This window comes from Bacillus sp. AFS001701, assembly GCF_002559405.1.
Lineage (GTDB): Bacteria > Bacillota > Bacilli > Bacillales > Bacillaceae_G > Gottfriedia.
This window is the reverse complement of sequence record NZ_NTZO01000001.1, coordinates 1-22,045: the sequence shown is the minus strand read 5'-3', so window position 1 is coordinate 22,045 and position 22,045 is coordinate 1. Positions and strand designations below refer to the sequence as shown.

The 22,045-nt window shown below is 33.5% G+C and carries 21 protein-coding genes; 15 read left to right on the top strand and 6 right to left on the bottom strand.

Annotation, left to right across the window (positions count from 1 at the left end; all coding sequences use genetic code 11):
• Positions 1 to 68: 68 nt before the first annotated feature.
• On the top strand, positions 69 to 755 hold the full coding sequence (locus CN514_RS00105; RefSeq protein WP_098230774.1) for a response regulator transcription factor: 687 nt from the start codon (positions 69 to 71) through the stop codon (positions 753 to 755).
• Between the two features lie 75 nt (positions 756 to 830).
• Here the strand turns inward: CN514_RS00105 and CN514_RS00100 are convergent, their stop codons facing one another.
• The gene (locus CN514_RS00100; protein ID WP_098230773.1) at positions 831 to 1,595 is read right to left on the bottom strand and encodes a DUF2935 domain-containing protein; all 765 of its coding nucleotides are present in this window, start codon (positions 1,593 to 1,595) and stop codon (positions 831 to 833) included.
• Positions 1,596 to 1,809: 214 nt separating this feature from the next.
• On the opposite strand from CN514_RS00100, the gene CN514_RS00095 reads away from it, so the two are divergent.
• A complete protein-coding gene (locus CN514_RS00095) occupies positions 1,810 to 2,001 on the top strand; it encodes a hypothetical protein (protein ID WP_098230772.1) in 192 nt (63 codons plus the stop codon).
• A 105-nt stretch (positions 2,002 to 2,106) separates the two neighbouring features.
• Here CN514_RS00095 and CN514_RS00090 read toward each other — a convergent pair whose 3' ends face one another.
• Complete coding sequence (locus tag CN514_RS00090; RefSeq protein ID WP_098230770.1) at positions 2,107 to 3,300, bottom strand: M20 metallopeptidase family protein; 1,194 nt, start codon at positions 3,298 to 3,300, stop codon at positions 2,107 to 2,109.
• A gap of 425 nt (positions 3,301 to 3,725) precedes the next feature.
• Here CN514_RS00090 and anmK point away from each other — a divergent pair, with 425 nt between their 5' ends.
• From anmK to CN514_RS00030, 12 genes are all read left to right on the top strand, one after another.
• Positions 3,726 to 4,874, top strand: coding sequence for an anhydro-N-acetylmuramic acid kinase AnmK (gene anmK, locus CN514_RS00085; protein ID WP_098230768.1), 1,149 nt, complete (start codon positions 3,726 to 3,728; stop codon positions 4,872 to 4,874).
• Between the two features lie 11 nt (positions 4,875 to 4,885).
• Positions 4,886 to 5,980, top strand: a complete 1,095-nt coding sequence (locus CN514_RS00080; RefSeq protein ID WP_098230767.1) for a DUF871 domain-containing protein — start codon at positions 4,886 to 4,888, stop codon at positions 5,978 to 5,980.
• Positions 5,981 to 6,156: 176 nt separating this feature from the next.
• Positions 6,157 to 6,462: a PTS sugar transporter subunit IIB gene (locus CN514_RS00075; protein ID WP_098230765.1), complete on the top strand. Its 306-nt coding sequence runs from the start codon at positions 6,157 to 6,159 to the stop codon at positions 6,460 to 6,462.
• Positions 6,463 to 6,495: 33 nt separating this feature from the next.
• Positions 6,496 to 7,794, top strand: a complete 1,299-nt coding sequence (locus tag CN514_RS00070; protein WP_098230764.1) for a PTS sugar transporter subunit IIC — start codon at positions 6,496 to 6,498, stop codon at positions 7,792 to 7,794.
• An 80-nt stretch (positions 7,795 to 7,874) separates the two neighbouring features.
• Positions 7,875 to 8,162 (top strand): hypothetical protein, encoded by a 288-nt coding sequence (locus CN514_RS00065; RefSeq protein WP_098230762.1) that lies wholly within the window; start codon positions 7,875 to 7,877, stop codon positions 8,160 to 8,162.
• A 30-nt stretch (positions 8,163 to 8,192) separates the two neighbouring features.
• On the top strand, positions 8,193 to 9,533 hold the full coding sequence (locus CN514_RS00060; protein ID WP_098230760.1) for a 6-phospho-beta-glucosidase: 1,341 nt from the start codon (positions 8,193 to 8,195) through the stop codon (positions 9,531 to 9,533).
• Positions 9,534 to 9,568: 35 nt separating this feature from the next.
• Positions 9,569 to 9,886 carry a PTS lactose/cellobiose transporter subunit IIA gene (locus CN514_RS00055; RefSeq protein ID WP_056468190.1) on the top strand — a complete coding sequence of 106 codons (318 nt, stop codon included), beginning with the start codon at positions 9,569 to 9,571 and terminating at the stop codon, positions 9,884 to 9,886.
• 50 nt (positions 9,887 to 9,936) lie between these two features.
• The gene (locus CN514_RS00050; RefSeq protein WP_098230759.1) at positions 9,937 to 10,845 is read left to right on the top strand and encodes a BadF/BadG/BcrA/BcrD ATPase family protein; all 909 of its coding nucleotides are present in this window, start codon (positions 9,937 to 9,939) and stop codon (positions 10,843 to 10,845) included.
• Positions 10,846 to 10,920: 75 nt separating this feature from the next.
• The gene (gene murQ / locus CN514_RS00045; RefSeq protein WP_098230757.1) at positions 10,921 to 11,811 is read left to right on the top strand and encodes an N-acetylmuramic acid 6-phosphate etherase; all 891 of its coding nucleotides are present in this window, start codon (positions 10,921 to 10,923) and stop codon (positions 11,809 to 11,811) included.
• A 193-nt stretch (positions 11,812 to 12,004) separates the two neighbouring features.
• Entirely contained in the window at positions 12,005 to 12,859 is an 855-nt protein-coding gene (locus CN514_RS00040) for a MurR/RpiR family transcriptional regulator (RefSeq protein WP_176525730.1), read from the top strand.
• 249 nt (positions 12,860 to 13,108) lie between these two features.
• A complete protein-coding gene (locus CN514_RS00035) occupies positions 13,109 to 13,486 on the top strand; it encodes a cysteine-rich CWC family protein (RefSeq protein WP_098230755.1) in 378 nt (125 codons plus the stop codon).
• A gap of 641 nt (positions 13,487 to 14,127) precedes the next feature.
• On the top strand, positions 14,128 to 15,537 hold the full coding sequence (locus CN514_RS00030; protein WP_098230753.1) for an Ig-like domain-containing protein: 1,410 nt from the start codon (positions 14,128 to 14,130) through the stop codon (positions 15,535 to 15,537).
• 110 nt (positions 15,538 to 15,647) lie between these two features.
• Here the strand turns inward: CN514_RS00030 and CN514_RS00025 are convergent, their stop codons facing one another.
• From CN514_RS00025 to CN514_RS00015, 3 genes are all read right to left on the bottom strand, one after another.
• Positions 15,648 to 16,982 carry a (Fe-S)-binding protein gene (locus CN514_RS00025; protein ID WP_098230752.1) on the bottom strand — a complete coding sequence of 445 codons (1,335 nt, stop codon included), beginning with the start codon at positions 16,980 to 16,982 and terminating at the stop codon, positions 15,648 to 15,650.
• A complete protein-coding gene (glcD, locus tag CN514_RS00020; protein ID WP_098230750.1) occupies positions 16,979 to 18,391 on the bottom strand; it encodes a glycolate oxidase subunit GlcD in 1,413 nt (470 codons plus the stop codon). The genes CN514_RS00025 and glcD overlap by 4 nt, the downstream gene beginning before the upstream one ends.
• A gap of 86 nt (positions 18,392 to 18,477) precedes the next feature.
• Positions 18,478 to 19,596: a CdaR family transcriptional regulator gene (locus tag CN514_RS00015; RefSeq protein WP_098230748.1), complete on the bottom strand. Its 1,119-nt coding sequence runs from the start codon at positions 19,594 to 19,596 to the stop codon at positions 18,478 to 18,480.
• Positions 19,597 to 19,807: 211 nt separating this feature from the next.
• On the opposite strand from CN514_RS00015, the gene truA reads away from it, so the two are divergent.
• Positions 19,808 to 20,551, top strand: a complete 744-nt coding sequence (gene truA / locus CN514_RS00010; RefSeq protein WP_098230747.1) for a tRNA pseudouridine(38-40) synthase TruA — start codon at positions 19,808 to 19,810, stop codon at positions 20,549 to 20,551.
• Positions 20,552 to 20,599: 48 nt separating this feature from the next.
• Here truA and CN514_RS00005 read toward each other — a convergent pair whose 3' ends face one another.
• Positions 20,600 to 21,832 carry an MFS transporter gene (locus CN514_RS00005; RefSeq protein ID WP_098230746.1) on the bottom strand — a complete coding sequence of 411 codons (1,233 nt, stop codon included), beginning with the start codon at positions 21,830 to 21,832 and terminating at the stop codon, positions 20,600 to 20,602.
• Between the last annotated feature and the right edge of the window lie 213 nt (positions 21,833 to 22,045).

Sequence of the window (22,045 nt, the reverse complement as noted above, 5' to 3'; positions counted from 1 at the left end):
AATCAATTCAAATATGTACAATACAAATATTGCTATAAAAAATTTGCAAATTGGAGGTGGTGGCAGTAATGTTAGCAAAATTAGTTCCAAATCATCCAAGAAATAATAATACTGTTATTTTTGTTGAAAATTCGCTTTTCGTTGCGGGTATTCGTACAATATTAGAATTTAATCGAATAAATGCTATTAAAATTAATTTAGAAGATAGTTTTTCTTTCCAGGAAGTAAGTAATTCAATTCTTATAACTCAAGTTTCGGGAGAAGAAATGGTAAAGTATGCAAGAAGCATTATGTTACATGATGATTCTTCGAAGATTATTACCATTAAAAACTCTTTAGACTTTTATGAAATAGATCGTTTATTGAATGTAGGAGTAAAAGGTATTTGTTTAACAGATGTTGACGAGGCATATTTAGTGAATACTGTTAAGCTAGTGCAGGGTGGACAATTCATGGTAGACAATCGCTTTACGAATGAATTGATAAAAGAATACAAGTTTCTTAAGGATAATTCAATCCATTTTATGCCGCCCAATGATTCATATATAAAAGAGCTACTGACAAATAGAGAATACGAAATTCTTCACCTTTTAGTAAAAGGATTTTCGAATATCCAAATTGGTAAGGAATTATTTATTTCGAATAAAACAGTCAAAAATCATGTCGCCAATATTTTGATGAAATTAGACGTTCCAGATCGTTTAAATGCAGTCATAAAAGTAATTAAAAATAACTGGATATCAATAAAACAATAGTTTTATTAAAGTAAAAGAGCACTCTATTTAACACATCATATTACGTGTTAATAGAGTGCTTTATTTTTCATAAATTTAATTATTCATGGATGAAGATTCTTCTAATTTTTTTAAGAAATACATTTCTTCTCTGTACATATGATCTGCCATTAAAGCGGAAAAGTTACTCAACATTTGGCTTGAGATATCTAATTCTTCAATTTCTTTTAGAAATATTTGAAATAGCTGAATTTCTAATTTTACGTCTTGATTCATTCTTCTTAATGCAGGAAATGTGCTTAGCTTTGTACGTAAATATCCGGTCAGTTCTACTGCTTTTAGATAGAAGTGTTCAAAATGCTTTGTGAATTCATGACTTTTCTTTCTTAGCATTTTTTCTGTACCATCGAGATTCGTATAAATGGCATCTGCATGACCTGCTGCATCTAGCACCCATAATAAATGATGATGAAGTTCATTGAAGACAGGTGGGGTTTGATTTTGTTTTAAGTAGGATAGTACTAATAAATATTCTTCCAATTCATTAACCATATGGTTTAAAAATGTAGGTGTTAAGTAAATCGTAAAATTAGCGTCAGTAATATGTTTCGTTAGCAGTGAAAGTTTAAAATCGCGTAGTGCTAAAGCGCTTTTTTCTGCTTGAATTGTAATTTCGTTTATATTTTCATTGTTATTTACCCTAGTAAATAAATTATTAAAAATTACGTAAAATGACTGTGCAATCTTAATTTCTTCCTCTTGCTTAGACGGCAAAGCATCCAATATAAATTGAGAATGATCCCTTAACACATGTAACCAAAACGAATGCTCAAAATTGGCAGTTTGTACAAAATCCGGCATATAATCCCCCCTATAAACTCTACAAGGTAATTATATTAATGAATGTCCTAAAATATTGCAGGAAGTGTCAGAAAAGGTAGTGGGTAGATTGGAGTATCTTAAGTTTATTCCTTTGAATTTAACTGGTCAAAATGGCTGTATAGCTTTAATAAAAAAGGTTTATCCATCAATTAAATAGAATAATATACTAGCAATTTTAAGAGGGAGAAAGTTTATGAAAAAATATTTAAAAGGAAAAATGACTATTTCTCAAGCTTTTTTTGGTTCTGCCCTTTCTGCGATTATCATTACAATATTAGAGAATTATATTCATTACGAAAATCGTTATATTGCCGGTATAGTTGCTGGTTTCATTACATTTATCGCATTTATGTTTGGAATGTTTATTTTCAGGAAAAACGACTAATCCATTAGACCTATCTCATAGTTATTTTAAATACAATTAAACCTATAGATGAAAAACAAAAAAAGTGAAAACATTGTTTAATCAATGATTTCACTTTTTTGTCTATTATTTACCAATAGTTGTATCCGTTAATAGTTTTAATACTGATCGGGCCATTAGTTTTACACCAATTTTTATTGCATCTTCATCGACCATAAATTTGGGGTGATGCCATCCATAGGTTATATTTTTTTCTTTATTTCCAGAGCCTAACCAAATATAAGAACCAGGTACTTTTTGTTGATAGAATGAAAAATCTTCTCCGCCCATTGTCGATTCAGCAGTCACAACATGTTCTAATCCGACTGTTGAGATTGCTGCTTCTCGTACTACTGATGTTACTTTCGAATCGTTAAATACTGCGGGCAGTAATACTTGATAATCTATTTCGACTTCACCACCAAGTGAGTGTACAAGATTTTGAACTAGTGTTTGAAATTTTTCTTGAATTTGCTTTCGAATTGTTTCATTTGAAGTTCGAACTGTGCCTTTTAAAACTGCAAATTCAGGGATTACATTATTTGTATTCCCAGCCTGAAACGATCCAACAGTTATGACAGCAGAATCTTTTGGAGAAATTGTTCTGCTAACTAGAGTTTGTATAAGGTTAACAACAGCACTGCCAATCACAATCGGATCAATTGCTTTTTCAGGAAGTGCTGCGTGACCGCCTTTCCCTTTAATCTTAATAGAAAAATCATCTACACTTGCCATTAGGAAGCCTTCTTTAATTCCAATCGTACCAACTGGAAGATCTGGCACATTGTGAAGTCCGATAATAGCTTTTACATCGTTAAGTAATCCTTCAGCGATCATTTGCTCTGCACCACCTTCAGATTCCTCAGCGGGTTGAAAGATCAATCGAACTGTACCAGGAATCTGGTGTTTTAATTCTTGTAAAATAAATCCAACTCCGAGTGCAATAGTAGTATGAACATCATGTCCACACATATGGGCGATTCCATCAATAACTGAACGAAACGGTAAATCAGATTCTTCTTGAATTGGAAGTGCATCAATATCAGCTCGGAGTGCAATAATCGGCCCTGAATTACCACTGATCTCGGCTGCAGTTCCTGTTTGACTATTCAACTGAATTTTTTTGATATTAGCTTTTTCTAATTCCTGATTGATAAAATTCGTTGTTAAAAATTCTTGATTACTTAATTCAGGATACATATGCAAATGTCTACGGATTTCTATTAGTCTCGTAAAATATTGATCTGCTAATTCATCTATTTGTGTTTCTAAATGCTTCATCTTAGATTCTCCTTATTGTTAGATAGAGTCTTTGTTTGATTATGTAAAGAATTGTATAATTATTCTGTTGTTCATTCAATACTTTTTTACTAGTTACTGATTTGTACAAGAGAATTATGCCTATTTATCAAAGTAATGAATGTGTTTTTAGAAAATATTTTATTTGGGTTTTTTATTAAGTATTATTTTTGTGGGAGAGGCTGAAATGAGTAATAATTCATTATAGGGTTCTAGATATGAAATTAGTCATGGGGGATGTGCAGCGACTAAATCAGTCCACAAAAATCTCTTTCTATTCACTAATTTCTTAAAAAAATTAACCATTACTTTTTGAAAAATTCTAAATAAACTTTCACTCTTTTCTTTTACAAAATTGAAATTCTGTTTTAAGGTATTATTAATAAAAATATGAAGGAGTGAATGAATTGGGATATGCAGTTGGATTAATGTCGGGTACATCTTTAGATGGAATCGATGCAGCTTTAGTAGAAATCACTGGATGTGGACCTGAGACAGAAGTAAGATTAATTGATTTTATGACAGTTCCTCTTGAGGAAGGTTTATTAAAAGAAATTCAAGATGCGATTACACTAGTTTCTTCAAACGCTCAGCATTTATGTAGTTTAAACTTTAAGCTTGGCTATGCTTTTGCAGATGCAGTAAAACAAATTTGTAGTAAAAATGAATTTTCGCTAGATCAACTTGAGTTTATTGGGTCGCATGGTCAAACGATTTATCACCAGCCTGAAGCTCATGGGAAATTCATTCAATCTACATTGCAGTTAGGAGAGCCAGCGGTTATTGCATATGAAACAAACACGAAAGTTGTTTCCAATTTTCGTGTGATGGATATGGCAGCTGGTGGGTATGGTGCGCCTTTAGTTCCACATTCTGAGCTATTACTTTATAAAAGTAAAACTAAAACGCGTTTACTACAAAACATTGGTGGGATTGGTAATGTTACGATCATTCCAAGGAATTCTACAATCGATGATTTGGTAGCCTTTGATACAGGTCCAGGTAATATGATTATTGATGAAATTTGTAAGCGTTATTTTAACGTGCCATATGATGCTAATGGTGATTTAGCTGCTAAAGGTAATGTAAATGAGAGATTACTAGAAAGATGCATGAGTATTCCTTATATTTTAGCACCTATACCTAAAACAACAGGAAGAGAGTTATTTGGTACACAGTTTGTTGATGAAATATTGGAAGAGTTTAGTGATATTTCACCGATTGATTTAGTGACTACAATGACGATGTTTACTGCAAAATCGATCGCTGAAAATTATAAAAAGTTTATTTTACCAGACCATCCGATTGATGAAGTAATTGTAGGTGGCGGAGGTAGTCATAATAAAACGCTACTACGTATGCTTCAAGAATTATTAGGTGTGGATTCAAAAGTATTAGTTCAAGAAGATATTGGTTTTTCTTCGGACGCAAAAGAAGCAATTGCCTTTGCGATTTTAGCAAATGAAACTTTAAATGGTTTACCAAGTAATGTACCTGGAGCAACAAAGGCAAATCGGTTAGTTGTTTTAGGAAATATTACACCAATACCATATTAGGAGGATTCATCGTGAAAAAATTAGGAATTTCAATTTATCCAGAGCACTCAACTGTTGAAAAAGATAAGGCTTATATTAAATTAGCTCATCAATATGGTTTTAAACGAATCTTTACATGTTTATTATCAGTAAATGGTGAGAAGGAACAGATAATAAAAGAGTTCAAAGAAATAGTTGATTATGCAAATAGTTTAGAGATGGAAGTCATTGTTGATATTGCCCCTCGAGTATTTGGTACATTAAATATTTCATATAATGATTTATCATTTTTTGCTGATTTAGGAGCATATGGAATTAGACTTGATATGGGATTTACTGGGAATGAAGAGTCCATTATGACTTATAATCCATATGGGTTAAAAATTGAAATTAACATGAGTAATGCTACGAAATATCTAGAAAATATATTAGCCTATAAGCCAAATCATTCTAATTTAATCGGATCCCATAATTTTTATCCCCATCGTTATGCAGGCTTAAGCTATTCGCATTTCGTTAAATGCAGTGAAGAGTTTAAAAGGCATGGTATTCGTACAGCAGCATTTATTAATTCACAAGCTGCATCATATGGACCTTGGCCTGTATCAGAAGGTCTTTGCACTTTAGAGATGCACCGTAATTTATCAGTCGTAACCCAAGCGAAACATTTATTTTATTCAGACTTAATTGATGATGTGATTATCGCAAATGCTTATGCATCTGAAGAAGAGTTCAAACAACTTGCGGAGCTAAATCAGAATGGTAAAGACTTATTTACACTAAATATTGATTTACATGATTCAATTACAGATTTAGAGAAAAAGATTGTTTTAGATGAGTTTCATTTTTACCGAGGCGACGTATCAGATTACTTAATTCGTTCCACTCAGTCTCGCGTGAAATATAGAGATGAAGAGTTTAAACCAACTTATACTCCACATATTCGTAGAGGCGATATTTTAATAGAAAATGAATTATATGGTCAATATAAAGGGGAATTGCAAATAGCACTACAGGATATGGAGAATTCAGGGAAAACGAATGTGGTTGGACGCATTGCAGAGGAAGAAATCTTCCTACTCGATTTCTTACATCCTTGGAGTAAGTTTCAGTTTAAGGAAAACTAAATAAACATTATTTAAGAAGATGTGAAATTTTTTTTACATCTTTTTAAAATTTTATTTCATTTTTTTGTAAAAATAATTGAAATTTTATTTTATTAAGAATATAATTGCCTCATAGAAAACGTTTCCAGTTTTTTGAATCTTTTATATTATCAAACTCAAACTAGGAGGATAAGAGTATGAAGGTATTATTTGTATGTGCAGGCGGTATGTCAAGTGCGATTGTAGTAAACGCTCTGAAAAAAGAGGGAGAAAAAAACGGATTAAGTCTAGATGTTTTAGCAGTAGGGACTCAAGAGTTTGCTGAAGAAGTTAAGAATGGGTGGGATGTAGCAATGGTTGCACCACAAGTAAGACATCGATTTGATGGTTTTAAAGCTTCATCTGATGAAGCGAATGTACCTTGTGCTGTCATTCCACCTCAAGCTTATAGTCCACTTGGAGGGCCAACGTTATTAAAATTAGTTCAAGAACTAGTTAAGTAGTTTAATAATTTAATAATCAAAGGAGAAGAACAAATGGATAAGTTTATTTCATTTTTGGAAAACAATTTATCAACACCAATGGCAAAACTATCTGAACAAAAACATTTACGCGCTATTCGTGATGGTGTAGTTTCAGCTTTACCTTTTATCATATTTGGAAGCTTGTTCTTAATTATTGCCTTTCCTCCAGTGCCTGCAGATTCTGCGGTAGGAGTGTGGGCAGCAAAACACGCTGCGGATATTTTAATTCCGTACCGTCTTACAATGTACATAATGACCCTGTATATTACTTTTGGGATTGGATATAGCTTGTCTCAAAGCTATAAACTAGATCCGCTTTCTGGCGCATTATTATCGGGTTCCGCGTTTTTATTTACAACTGGGGTTCAAATGATTGATAAAGTGGGATTTGTATTACCGATGGCAAACATGGGTGGCCATGGTCTTTTCGTAGGGATGATTACTTCTATTTTTGCAGTTGAAGTATTACGTTTATGTAAAACGAAAAATATTACGATTAAAATGCCTGATTCAGTGCCAAGTTCTGTCGCACGTTCTTTTGAAGCACTTATTCCTGTAACGGTTGTTTTAACAGTAATGACTTTAATTACAGTTGTATTTAAGATTGATACACATTCACTTGTAGACAAAGCTGTAGCTCCACTAATTAGCGCGGGTGATTCATTACCAGGTGTATTAGTCCCTGTATTCTTAATCACATTTTTCTGGGCATTTGGTATCCATGGGGTATCAGTAGTTGGTGCAGTTGCACGACCTGTTTGGGAAGTTTATTTAGCTAATAACTCTGCAGCTGTTGCAGCTGGTAAAGTTGGGAGCCAGTTACCACATATTGCTCCTGAAACTTTCTTCCAGTGGTTTATTTGGATTGGTGGTTCGGGAGCAACATTAGGTTTAGTAATTGCAATGTTAATTGCCGGAAAATCAAGTTATTCAAAGGCTCTTGGAAGAACAGCAATTATCCCAAGTATTTTTAACATTAATGAGCCGGTAATTTTCGGTATGCCGATTGTATTAAACCCTGTATTAATTATTCCATTTATGATCGTTCCAATAATTGGTGCAACAATTTCTTACCTTGCAACAGCAGGAGGATTAGTTAATCCAACATATGTAATGGTTCCGTGGACTTTACCTGCTCCAATAGGTGCATATTTATCAACTGGTGGAGATTGGAGAGCTATTATCCTAGTAGTAATCAATCTAGCAATATCTGTTGTTATTTATTTACCATTCTTCAAAATGTATGATAAAAAATTGTTAGCTCAAGAATCTACAGTTGAAATTGATAATGGTGTAAAAGTATCTTTATAAATTCATAGTAAAGGGAGTTTGGGATTATTAATCCCAGCTTCCTTTATTTATTATCAAGTAATCAAGAAAGGAAGATTAACATGAACACTACAAAGAATCTCCATTTTTTTAGTTATAAAGGTGCATTTGCATTTTTTGTATTTATTCTTGCGTTTAATCTTATCTTTAATCCTGTTCTACTCCTTTTTGGAATGACTAGAGATCTTGCTGTATTTATTACAAATAGTATTGGTTTGAGTGTAGGACTTACAGGCGTGATTGTATTTATTGAAGGTAAGTTTAAGAATAAGAAACAAGCTTTAATTTTATTTATTACATTATTAATTTTCTGCACAGTGACTAGTTATCTTGTTGTATTCAATTCATAAGAAAAAATATGAAATGAAGGTGTGTTTTAGATGAATAAAAAAAGAGGAATTAAAATCGTATCAATAGGCGGTGGCTCTAGTTATACTCCAGAATTAGTGGAGGGCTTTATTAAAAGATATGACGAGCTACCTGTAAGTGATTTATGGTTAGTTGATATAGAAGCAGGGAAGGAAAAGTTAGAGATTGTTGGTAATTTAGCTAAACGAATGGTAAAAGAAGCTGGAGTTCCAATGGAAATTCATTTAACGTTAGACCGAAAATTAGCGCTAAAGGATGCTGATTTTGTAACGACTCAAATGCGGGTAGGCTTACTAGAGGCACGAATAAAAGATGAACGTATCCCTTTACAATTCGGTATGATTGGTCAAGAAACGAATGGTGCAGGTGGTCTATTTAAAGGTCTAAGAACCATACCTGTATTACTTGAAATTGCTGAAGAAATGCAACAACTTTGTCCTGATGCATGGTTAATTAACTTTACAAATCCTGCTGGAATGGTTACAGAAGCATTACTTCGATATAGTAAACATAAAAAGGTGATTGGAGTTTGTAATGTACCAATTAATATGACAATGACGATTGCTAAATTATTAGAAGTGGATCTAAGTCGTGTACATATTGATTTTGCTGGATTAAATCATATGGTTTATGGACTTCATGTTTATGTTGAAGGAAAAGAAGTGACTGAACATGTATTAGCGTTATTAGCGAATCCGGAAATACAAATGACAATGAAAAATATCGCACCATTACCATGGCAAAAAGAATTTCTTATGTCATTAGGTGTACTTCCTTGTCCATACCATCGTTACTATTACAAAACGAAACATATATTAGATGAAGAATTAGAATCTTTTAAAACAGGCACTACTCGGGCAGAGGTCGTTAAGAAACTGGAAGATGATTTATTTGAATTATATAAAGATGAGAATTTAGCAATTAAACCGCCTCAGCTTGAAAAACGAGGTGGAGCTTATTACAGTGATGCCGCTTGTAGCTTAATTACATCTATTTATAACGATAAAAAGGATATCCAAGTATTAAACGTTCAAAATAATGGTTCCATACAAGGGATTCCAAATGAATCAGCTGTAGAGGTAAATTGTTTAGTTACAAAGCAAGGGCCAATTCCGATATCAGTAGGTGAATTACCACCTCAAATAAATGGATTAGTTCAGCAGATTAAATCATTTGAACGGGTTGGAGCTGAGGCGGCTGTTACTGGATCTTATGAGAAAGCATTATTAGCACTAACGATTAATCCTTTAGTTCCGAGTGATGAAGTTGCAAAGGAAGTACTAGATGCACTTTTAGATGCGCATAAAGAATACTTACCATTATTTTATAAAGAAGAATTGGTAATTCAATAAGGATAAATAAAAATCAAAAATTAAGGAGTATGAATATGATGATGACTAACGAACAAGAAATTTTTGAAATTATATCACACGGTGGGAATGCAAGATCACTAGCTTACGAAGCATTAGAGGCTGCAGAAAAAAATGATTTTGAAACAGCAGATCGCTTAATCGAAGAGTCCCACCAAGAAATTGGTCATGCACATAAAACACAAACGACTTTAATACAAGCTGAATTAAATGGTCAGCCATGTGAAAAGTCTCTATTAATGATTCATGCCCAAGATCATTTAATGACTGCAATGAGTGAGCAAAAGCTTATAGAGCATATCATTCGTTTACATAAAAAATTAGCCGAGAAATAATCGATTCATATAGTAATAGAATAGACGAAAGATGGTAGGGAGCAGTTTTAGTGAAATATGTTATAGGTCTTGATGGTGGAGGAACGAAGTCAGAGGCTATTGCTTATAATTTAGATGGAGAAATTATTAGTCAAGGTTATTCTGGTTTTAGTAATTTACTAATCAATGAAGTAGATGGAATTAATCACATTATAGAAGCAATTGAAAATTGCTTGAGCCCTTTATCAAAAGAGAATTGCCTGTTCTTATTTTTAGGAATTGCTGGAATTGGTGGAGTGAAAGATCGAGGTCCGTTAGAAAAGGCACTAAATGATGCTTTTTGTATCCCTTTTAAAATTGTTAATGATGCACAAATTGCACATGCAGCATTACTAAATGGACAAAGTGGTGTATTAACAATCGCTGGTACGGGTTCAATTTGTATCGGAATGCATAAAGAATTGACTGTTACGGCAGGCGGTTGGGGACATCTTCTAGGGGATGAGGGAAGTGGATATTGGATTTGCCTGGAGATCTTTAAAAAGATTACACAGGAATTTGATGAAGGTGTTCCATTAAGTTATTTATCTTTGAAAATGCTGGAAAAATTGCAGTTAAAAGAAGCAGAAGAACTTAAAAAATATATTTATCACAATACAAAAGCTGAGATTGCTTCACATGTTCCATTTATCGTTGAAATGGCCAACTTAGGGGATTTAATGGCCTTATCAGTTCTAGAAAGAGCTGGTCAACTTCTTGGGAAAATGACCATTCAAGCCATAAAAAAATTAAATCTTCGAGAAGAGCCACGAGTTGCAATAAAAGGAAGTATTCTAAATCGAATTCCAGTCGTTCAGAAAACGTTTATTCAAACAATTCATGAGCACTATCCTACAGTAACATTTTACACGGACGAAATCTCTTCGACCTACGGAGGATATCTATTAGCTATGAAAGAAGTTAATTCACGTAAGGAATAATTAAGTGCAGTAAAAACAGGAAGAGCAGGAATTACAAAAGAGTAAAAAATCCTGCCTTATGATTGAGGTGTAATTGTGTTAGAAAACTTAACAACCGAAATTAGAAACAATCGTACGAGTAACTTAGATCAACTAAGCGTCGATGAGTTTTTAAATATAATGAACGAAGAGGACCAAAAGGTGGCTCTAGCAGTTAGGGAACAAATTCCGATGATTTCAAATGTAGTTCAGCTTGTTGTTGAAGCATTTCAAAACGGAGGACGTTTAATTTATACAGGTGCCGGTACAAGCGGACGAATTGGTCTGCTTGATGCAGTTGAATGTCCACCTACATTTGGAACGAATCCTAGTGAAGTAATTGGATTAATTGCAGGTGGAGAGAGGGCCTTTATTAAAGCTGTTGAAGGTGCTGAAGATAGCGAAGAGCTTGGTAAGGAAGACTTATTACGAATATCCCTTACAAAAAATGATATCGTGATCGGTATTGCAGCATCAGGTCGGACGCCTTATGTAATAGGTGCTTTAAAGTATGCCAACGAGATTGGTGCAAAAACTGTAGCGATAGCGTGTAATAAAGGTTCAAAAATTGGAGAGGTTGCCCTCCAAAAAATTGAAGTAGATAATGGTCCTGAAGTGTTAACAGGCTCTACCCGATTAAAAGCTGGAACATCTCAAAAGTTAATATGTAATATGATTTCGACAGCTTCAATGATTGGAATTGGAAAAGTATATAAAAATCTAATGGTAGACCTGCAATTAACAAATAGTAAACTAATTGATCGAGCAAAAAGAATAATAGTTGAAGCTACTGGCTGTGATTATGAAACGGCAAGTAATTACTTACTGAAAGCGAATAATCAAACGAAAGTAGCAATCGTTATGATTTTAACCGGAATGAATTACGATGAAGCAATGATCAGTTTGAATAAAGCTAGTGGTTTTATTAGCAAGGTAGTAAAAAATTAATTAGAGGGCGGCAACTAGTACTACTAGACTGTCGCCTTTTATTTCATATTAAAATATAATTCAGATTTTATCTCTAATATTTTATAATTTGTATATAGTCATATTTCGAATCCGATTAAAAGAGGGAAAATGTCGGTTGGAAATTTCCAAATTCTTCGTTTTTTACAAATAAAGAGAGAGTTGAGTAGATTAAATGAATGCATTAAATGGCGGTTTAATCATGTTAAACGAAATGCTGTATAAACTTCCACCATCTGAAAGAAGAGCAGCAAAATATATAATTGAAAACCCAGAAAAGTCGATTCAATATACAGTTTTTGAACTTGCAGAAAAAAGCCAAACAAGCAACTCTGCAATTATTCGATTATGTCGTTCACTTGGTCTAAAAGGTTTTCAAGAGCTTAAGCTACGAATTGCAGGTGATATCATTACGACAACGGAAGTAGGATCAAGAGATATCAATTTAGGGGAATCAACTACTTCCATTATTAAAAAGATGATGAATAACAATATCCAGGCCATCAAAGATACTAGCGATATTATTAATGTGAGTGATTTAGAAGAAGCTGTTCAAGCTTTAACAAAAGCGAGAAATATATATTTCTTCGGTGTAGGTGGGTCAATGGTAGTCGCCTTAGACGCACAGCAAAAGTTCTTACGTATAAAAAAATACACCTCTGCATTTACTGATTTGCATTTGTTAGCTGTTCAAATAGCGAACCATGAGGAGAATGATGTCTTAGTAGGAATTTCATTTTCTGGCGAAACGCTAGAAGTTCAAAAAGCTCTTCAAATTGCCAAGGAAAACGGCGTGAACACTATTAGTATCACTGGCTTCGGATCCAATTCTGTATCAAACCTGGCGGACATTAAATTATTCAATTCTCCACATAGGGAAGCAACATTTCGAAGTGGGGCCACCTCATCTAGGATGGCTCAACTTCATGTCATCGATATTTTATTTATGGCTGTCGCGACACAAGAATACGATCAAACAATTCAGTATATCGATCAAACAAGAACAGCTATTTCTTCATTAAAAAAGTAAATAGTTCATAGTTAAGGATAATACAGGGTTAGGTAATTTAAGAAAAAGCACAAGGAAATTAAAGTTCCTTGTGTTTTTATTTTTAAGCTCTATTAAATTAGATTGTTGAATTTCTTATTCAATTATATGGGAGTTTAGTTTAATAAGGAGTGATATAATTAAATGGATAAATTTAGTAAACCAATAAAATGATTGAATAGAATTAAAAGGTAATTCCTTTTGTTAACCAGTTATTGAGGAGGTTATTTAATGGCAATTAAGCTCTGTCCCATGTGTGGTAATGAGAATAAGTGCTCAAGTGGGAAGACTTGTTGGTGTAATGATGAGTATTTCCCAAGAGAGATTTTTAATCAGATATCACCAGAAGAGGTAAGAAGATCTTGTATATGTAAGTCGTGTTTAGATAAGTACAAAGAAGATAACAGAATAATAGACTTAAAACCTACTGATATCGGACCAATGGTCTTTGGTCGAAAGAATGCGCCTAAACAGGACGATGAAGTATGTTACTGCTATGAGAAGTTTAAAGATCAACTTAAACCAGGAACAGTAACTAAGTGTTTCAAAGAGAAATGTGCTAATTACCTAAGATGCACAGAAGAACGTAATAATAATAGGAAATGTTAATAATGGAATTTGAACATTTACAACAAGGCTCAATGGAAGACACTTCAACTACTTGTACATTAACAAAAATAACTAATTACAAAGTATAAAGTAATTGTAAAAAATAAGGACATTTTTTAATTCTAATCAATATTTGTAAAATACCTATCCATTATAAGGGATAGGCTTTTTCCTGTTTCTCAATAAGAGGATATTATCAGTTAAACAGTCTTTTTTAGTACACAAAAATCAATATTTTAGTTTAACAGATTCTATTTTTAAGAGAGTTGATTTGATGATCAGTTTGGTATTCAAAAAAATGAAAGGGTATGTAGGTAGAATATGATTAACATCAAAAACATAGAGGAGGGTTGGGGAACTGTTCGGGAAGGAAGAAAAAACGAACATGCTATTGTGGTTGGTGTAATCCATTCACTAGGGGAGGTGATATCAGAAATGAATTGGTTAGATATAATCACAACAAGTTTTGATACTACTAGAAGGGTGATTATGTGATCAAATCAAATTAAACTTAAGCATTGTTTAGCGGGCAAAAAGTTTTATTAGTATAAGGTGAAATTTTTATTGCGCTTGGTTAATTATTAAAGGATACTAATAAGAGGTTCACTATAACGAACGAAATACAAAGGGGAATGAATATTATGATGAAAAAGGGAATTTTATCTTTAGCAACTTTAGGTTTATTAGCTTCACCATTATCAATAGGGACAGTTAAGGCTGAAGGAAATGGGTACGATCGTTCAAAGAATATGATTGAAAGTCAGGTTAAAAACACTCTTCAAAAAGAAGTTCTCGATTTTCATACGTTTTACCAGCTTGGAAAAGAAAGTAAATACTCACAGTCCTTTTCAGTAAAAAACTTTAATAAAATGGGTACTATGAGTAATTCTACAAGTTCAGACGATGACTTTATTTTTGAGATAGAGCCAAATGAAGAGTTTGCAAATGCAGATAATACTTCATTCCAAAAACCGTTAATTGGCCAGTTACTATCTACAGATGAGTATTATGATTATGATTTACATAAAGTAGTCGTACCAAATGATGGACTATTATATGTAGCTGGGGATACTAACTCTACTAATATTGATCTATCATTTTCAGCTTGGGAAAAAGATTATGTTGAAAGTAATAGATTACAATATTTAGATAACTGGGAAGAAGACGGGACTGAATACCAAGTATATCAGGCAAAAGCTGGTACATATTATATAGAAGTTTACGATAATGATGAAGATCAAGACATTGACAATAATACAGAAGATGACCTATATGTGATCGCGACTGGTTTTGAGGACAATGTAGCACCAACTAAACCGGCTATAAACAAAGTTGATAACAATGATGTAGTTGTAACTGGAAAGGCTGAAGCTAATTCCACTGTAACGGTTAAAAACGGTAGTACGGTATTAGGAAGTGCAAAAGCGACATCTACTGGAACTTATTCAGTTAAGATTCCAGTTCAAAAAGCTGGAGTTACTTTAAGTGTTTATGCTAAAGATTCAACTGGTAATATTAGTGTAGCTGCTACAACAAAAGTTGTAGACGTAATTGCGCCTGCAAAACCAACTGTTAACAGAGTTGATAATAACGATGTAGTGGTAACAGGTAAAGCAGAAGCGAATTCTTCTGTTACGATTAAAAGAGGTACAACAATACTAGTGACTGTAAAGGCTACATCTACTGGAACGTTTTCAGCGAAAATCGCAGTTCAAGCGGCTGGTACAAAATTAACGGTAACTGCTAAAGATGCCGCAGGAAATACAAGCGTAGGGACTACTGTAACTGTCGTTGATGTAATTCCTCCAGGGAAACCAACAATTAATAAAGTAGATGATAATGATTTAAAAGTTACTGGAAAAGCTGAAAAAGGTTCACTTGTGACAGTTAAGAAAGGTACTACAGTGTTAGGATCTGCAACAACTAACTCTAGTGGAGTTTATTCAGTTAGTATCAAAGCACAGAAAAAAGGAACAGTTATTTCTGTAACTGCAAAAGATAAAGCAGGAAATACTAGTGCTGCTGCAACATATACAGTTGTAAAACATTAATATTTACATGGGCGCCAAGGATGTATTCCTTTGCCCTTTAAAAGTATAGAGTCACTTAGTAGGTTAGTAAAAAAACACAAGGAAAATTAATCTCCTTGTGCTTTTTTACATTAATTTGCTTTATATTCAGCAGCTTTTAAAAGTAAATCAACTATGTGTACGACTTCCACATGTTCTGATTGATTCTCTCGATCTACACCTAGCTTCATTTGTAATAAGCATCCAGGGTTAGCAGTTACAATTGTAGTAGCTTGTGTTTTTGTTGCTTGCTTCATCTTGTAATCTAGTATTTGCATCGACATTTCGGATTCGACGATATTATAAATACCAGCCGAGCCGCAGCAACGATCTGCATCTTTCATTTCGTGATAGTATACATTTTGAATTGACTTCAATAATGTTCTTGGGGCAGAGGCGGTTTTCATGACATTTCTTAAATGGCATGAATCCTGATACGTAATAATTTGTTCCGGTAAACTTAATTTTACTTTATTATGAAACTCAACTTCTACTAGAATTTCTGATATATCTTTTAGTTTATTTTTAAATGCTAGAGCGCGATCTTTCCAATTCGGATCATCTTTAAGAAGATGATCATAGTCAATTAGGAAACCACCACAGCCTGCTGCATTTGTAATGATATAATCTACTCCGAGATTTTCGAAGGCCTCGATGTTTTTCTTTGCCATATCTTTCGCAATCGACTTTTCACCACTATGACCATGTAATGCACCACAACAAGCCTGGTCTTTTGGAATGACAATTTCACAACCAGCTAATTGTAAAAGCTTCATCGTTGCATTGTTTGTTTCTAAGAACATGGTATCCATTAAACATCCAGAGAAAAATGCAACTTTCTTTACTTTTTCTTTTAATGGTGGCAAATAGTCAGGGCGTGACTTCATTTGTTTCATAGTCGGGACCTTTGGTAAAACCTTTTCCATTGCAGATAAATTGTTTGGGATCAACTTCATAATTCCAGCTTTTCTTGCTACGACTTGAAGGCCTGTTCGTTGATATAAACCTAATAAACCAACTGCAAGTCTCATACGTTTTTGATGCGGAAAAAGTTCTTTAAATACAACTTTACGAACAGCTCGTGCAGGAAGTGAATGTTTTTTGTGTTGAGCAATAATATCTCTAGCTTCCTCTAGTAGATGACCATATTTCACCCCAGAAGGGCAAACAGGTTCACATGCACGACATCCAAGACAAAGCTCAAGTGTACGTTCCACATCTTCATCCGGTTCAATTAATCCATCCGTTACGGCTTTCATTAAAGCGATGCGACCACGTGGTGAGTGTGATTCTTTTTGATCTGATTCAATATAAGTTGGACAGCTCGGTAAACAAAAACCGCATCGCATACAGTTTAAAAGCTCGTCTTCGTTCATACGCTCTTTAAATTGTTGACCGATCGCTTGTTGTTCTTGAAGTGTTGTCATTTTGACACCACCATTCTTTTACGACTGTCTTTTGCAAAGACTTTGCCTGGGTTCATAATATGATTCGGATCTAAAGCTGATTTAACAGCGAGCATTGCGTTAATGCCTTCTTTACCAAGCTTTAATTCAAGATAAGGAGCTTTTACGATTCCAACACCGTGTTCACCTGTTATCGTACCACCTAGTTCAATTGCTTTTTCAAATATCTCTGCAAATGCCATTTCAACGCGTTCCATTTCTTCATGATCACGAGCATCCGTAGGACAAGTAGGGTGTAGATTTCCATCGCCTGCATGGCCGAATGTACAAATTTTTACATTATGTTTTTCAGCAATCACATTAATTGCAGAGACCATTTCAGCAATTTTAGAACGAGGGACAGTTGCATCCTCTAAAATTGTTGTTGGTCTTAATTGTGCAAGAGCTGAAAGAGCAGAGCGTCTAGCCGTACGTAGTGCTACTGCTTCTTCTTCGGACTTAGCTACGCTAACTGAAATACATTTTTCTTGCTGGCAAATTGATTTTATTAATTCGATATCTCTGTTTACAACTTCACTGGGACCATCTTGTTCAATTAATAAGACAGCTTTTACATCGGTCGGTAGCCCAATCTGCGCAAAGTTTTCAACTACTTCTAAAGTAGGTTGATCCATAAATTCAAGGGAAGTAGGAATAATTTTATTAGCGATAATTTTAGAAACCGTTTTGGCTGCATCTTCCAAGCTATCATATAATGCAAGCATTGTTTTTTTCGTTTCTGGCATTGGAATCAGCTTTAATGTAGCCTCGGTAATAATACCTAAAGTTCCTTCAGAACCAACAAATAAACGAGTAAAATCATATCCTGCAACATCTTTTGCTAGCTTTCCACCAGTTCGAATAATGTCTCCGTTTGCTAATACGATTTCAAGTGCGATTACATAATCACGTGTTACACCATATTTTAATCCACGTAAGCCACCTGAATTTTCATTAATATTTCCGCCAATTGTAGAAATTTTCATTGAGCTTGGATCTGGTGGATAAAATAAACCTTTTTCTTCGATTGTATTGATCATATCAAGAGTCACTACACCAGGCTGAACTGTAATTGTTAAGTTTTCTTCATCTATCTCAAGAATATTGTTTAAGTGTTTAAATAAGATAACGATACCGCCATCTGTTGGACAAGTACCACCGCATAAATTCGTTCCAGAGCCTCTAGGAACAATTGGAATATGGTTTTCGTTACAGATTTTAACGATTTCGGATACTTCTTTAGTAGAACGAGGACTAATGACTGCATCCGGAAGAGCTTGCAAATTTGGTGTAGCATCGTAGGAATATACGAGTCTCTCCACTTTTGAATCATCATAATTTTCTTTCCCAACAATTGCTATAAAACTTTGTGCAATGTCATTTGTAATCATAAATAAATTCCCCCCATTATCTTAATTCAAGTATAAAGAGTTAATAGATGAATTTACTATAGAGGAACATACAGAAAAAACACCATTTAACGGTGTTTTTTTGTAGAATCATCTAGTAGGTATGTTCCAATATACAATTTAACCAAATCTTGGATATCTTTAGGATTCAATTTCGTTAATTCAGTAATTTTACCTAGGCGATACAGAAGTGTGTTTATATGAATATGTAAAGATTGTGCGGTATTTTTAAGCGATTGATTTTGATTTAAATACTCTTTAATTGTAATAAATAAATCCTCTTCACTTAATAAAGGTGCAATTGTCCGCTCTATAAATGATTTCTTAATCTCTTGTGAAAGTTCCTGCAGAATTAAATCAATTGTTAAATCTTCATCAAAAATAATTGAACTTGTTTTTAATGCAACTTTTAATGCTCGATCCGCTTGATGATATGATTGATGTAATTGTTTTGGAGTGATTTGTTGCCCAACGCCTGCAGCAATGGGTGAGTTTAATCGACTTTTTATGATCTCATATAAATCATGCATTCTTTGTAGTTTATGAATATCTTTATTCGTATCGTCAACTTTCATCAAAAATACAATTCGATTATTGCCCCAACGAACAAATACGTCATCCTTATTTCGATTGGCTAAATCAATTATTAGTTGTCTTGTATCGATTGGGATCTTATTGGTATTTTCCCATTCAAAAATAATAACCTGCCTAATATAATTTAAATCAATATTTAGCATAGTAGAACGTTCATAAAAATAATCATCCCACTCAATATCTTGTATCCAATCAAATACAAATGCTTCTAACGTTCTTTGTTGCAAATCAATTTGATCTGTATAATAGTTTTCTCTAATTAATAATTCTGTCATCCTACGAAGCATTTCTCCAAAAGGGGAAATCTGCTCGGGATTTCCTGTAATCCCAATTACTCCGACTATTTCATTTTGAAAATAAATAGGAAGATTAATTCCAGCCTTCACACCGCTTAAACGATTTTCATCATCAGATGTGATCGTGAACGTTTTTCGTTCATTAATTGCAATTAATGAACCTTCATGAAATGTGCCAGTTCGTGCTGGGTCTGTACTTGCTATAATGATGCCATCTGTATTAATAATAATGATATCTTCTTGTATTAACTTTCTAACTTCATTAATGATCTTTAATGCCAACTCATCAAGTACCATGTCAAACTCCCTCAAAATTGTTACTATTAGTATAATGTAAATTGTCTCATTTCTATTATATAGTCTTAAAGTAGTTTGTGAAAAAGTAAAACAAGTTATGAACTTAGCTTGAATGGGCTAAAAATAGGATATGTAATAAAAAAGTGGTAAAGTGTTAAGAGCAGGAAGTAGGAAAATAGTACATACATCGTGTTAGATAAAGGAGTAAGAGATGAACAATTATAAATTAGTCATTCAATATGATGGGGGCCGTTATAAAGGCTGGCAAAGGCTTGGTAATGGTGAAAATACAATTCAAGGTAAAATCGAGAATGTAATATCAGAAATGGTAGGAAGAGAAGTTGAAATTATTGGAAGTAGTCGAACAGATGCGGGTGTACATGCATTTGAACAGGTTGCTAATTTTAAAATAAAAGAGAACATGCCTGAAATAGAAATTATAAGTTATTTAAATCGTTATTTACCTAGAGATATTAGTATAAAGGAAGTTTCGATTGAATCTGACCGTTTCCATTCAAGATATAATACTAGTGCAAAAACGTATATATATAAAATTTGGAATGAGGAATATTCGAATCCATTTATGCGTAAATACAGTATGCATGTAGAAGAGAAACTAGATCTTAAAAAAATGAAGGCTGCAGCCAAGTACTTTTTAGGTGAACATGATTTTACAGCATTCTCAAATGCCAAATCTAAAAAGAAGTCGATGGTACGAGAAATCTACTCGATTGATTTTGAAAAGATAGACGGATTTATTCAAATAAGAATTAGCGGAAATGGTTTCCTATACAATATGGTAAGAAAAATCGTAGGAACACTAATTGAAGTTGGAGCAGGTAGATTACAAGCTGAAAATATATCGAAAATAATTGAATTAAAGGATCGTGCTCAAGTGAGTAATCTTGCAGATCCGGGTGGGTTATACTTGGAGAAGATAGAATTTAAGTCATAACTTTATAATAAAAAAAGCATTGGAATTTATGGATTCCAATGCTTTTTTTTACTTTTGTTCGTTACCATTTTTCTTGTTATCAACTACCAAACAATCTCTTTCATTAAATAAAATCATTAGGAAAAATCCAATAAACATTAAAATTAGCATGAAATTAACTGAATGATTCCACGTTGACTGCTCGCCTTTAATTAACTGCATCGCCCCAATTACAATTACAGCACCTAAATTCCCTGCCATTAATAGTAGACTTGTTGCTTCACCAGATAATTTTTCACCAACTAGTTCTCCCGTAGCAGACAATAGTAAAGCAAAGGCTGGTAAAAATATGAAGCCAAGGAAACTGCCGATTACAATTAGAAAAGTAAAATTACCTGAAGTACAAACAGGATAGATTAATAACAGGGAGCCGATGATCGTGACTAATAAGAAGGGCTTTCTTTTACCAAATTTATCTGAAAACAGCGGGATAACAATTGAACCAATAATACCGCCGACTATTAGAGTTCCTCCTATCATTCCGGCTTGTTCTGATGAAATTCCGTACGGTTTTAAGATTTGTTCAAGCCAGGATGTTAGTCCATTAAAGACCCCTAAACCTAGAAAGGAAACAATGTTTAGTAGTAAAAGATTCTTATTTTTCAATAATTTAAATGTAGTACTAAAACTTCTTGAAGTACTGGAATTTCGGTTGAAATCTGAATTATGGTGACCGATGAAGTAAAAGACGAGTGTTGCAAGAATTGTTAAAATTGCCATAATGACTAATGTGGACTGGAATTCAAAAAGATCTACAAGAAGCGGTGTCCCTGCTAAGGCAACTGCCATCCCCACGAACATTCCGACCGTGCCGATGCCAGTGGCGGTAGCTTGTTTATTTTTAGGAAACCAATCAACTACTAAACTTGATATTGCATTTAAAATATAAGGTTGGCCAATCGCAATGCCTATTTGACCAATTAGTAAAAATGAGAAGCTTGAATCAAAAATTCTAATAGTAGAAAAAACGGACATGAAAATGCCACCTAGTAAAATACTAAATCGATATCCAGCTCGATCAATTACTTTACCTGAATGGATAGAAAATACGATATAAATTAATGGAAATACAATTAACAACCAATTAATATCTGACTCTGAAACGTCATAATGCGATTTTAAATATGAAATTAGAGGTGCAAAATTTAACCAAAGCATTTGACTAATTCCAGCAAGTGCAGCAAACGAAAGTAAGACATACCAGTTCGATGAGAATGGCTTAATAACTTTAGTGGATGTCATTCTAACACTTCCCAAATTTATATTCTAAAAAAAGCGACTTAATAGAATATATGTTAATTCGCTAATTAATAACTACTAGTTCACAAAATTGAACGAGCAATTTTTAACTATTTTTTCTAATGAATAACCCTCTAAAAGTAGTTTGCGGATCTTCTACTTTTAGAGGGTTATTAAATTAACTATCTATTACTTTCTAAGTAATCTATTGCTTTT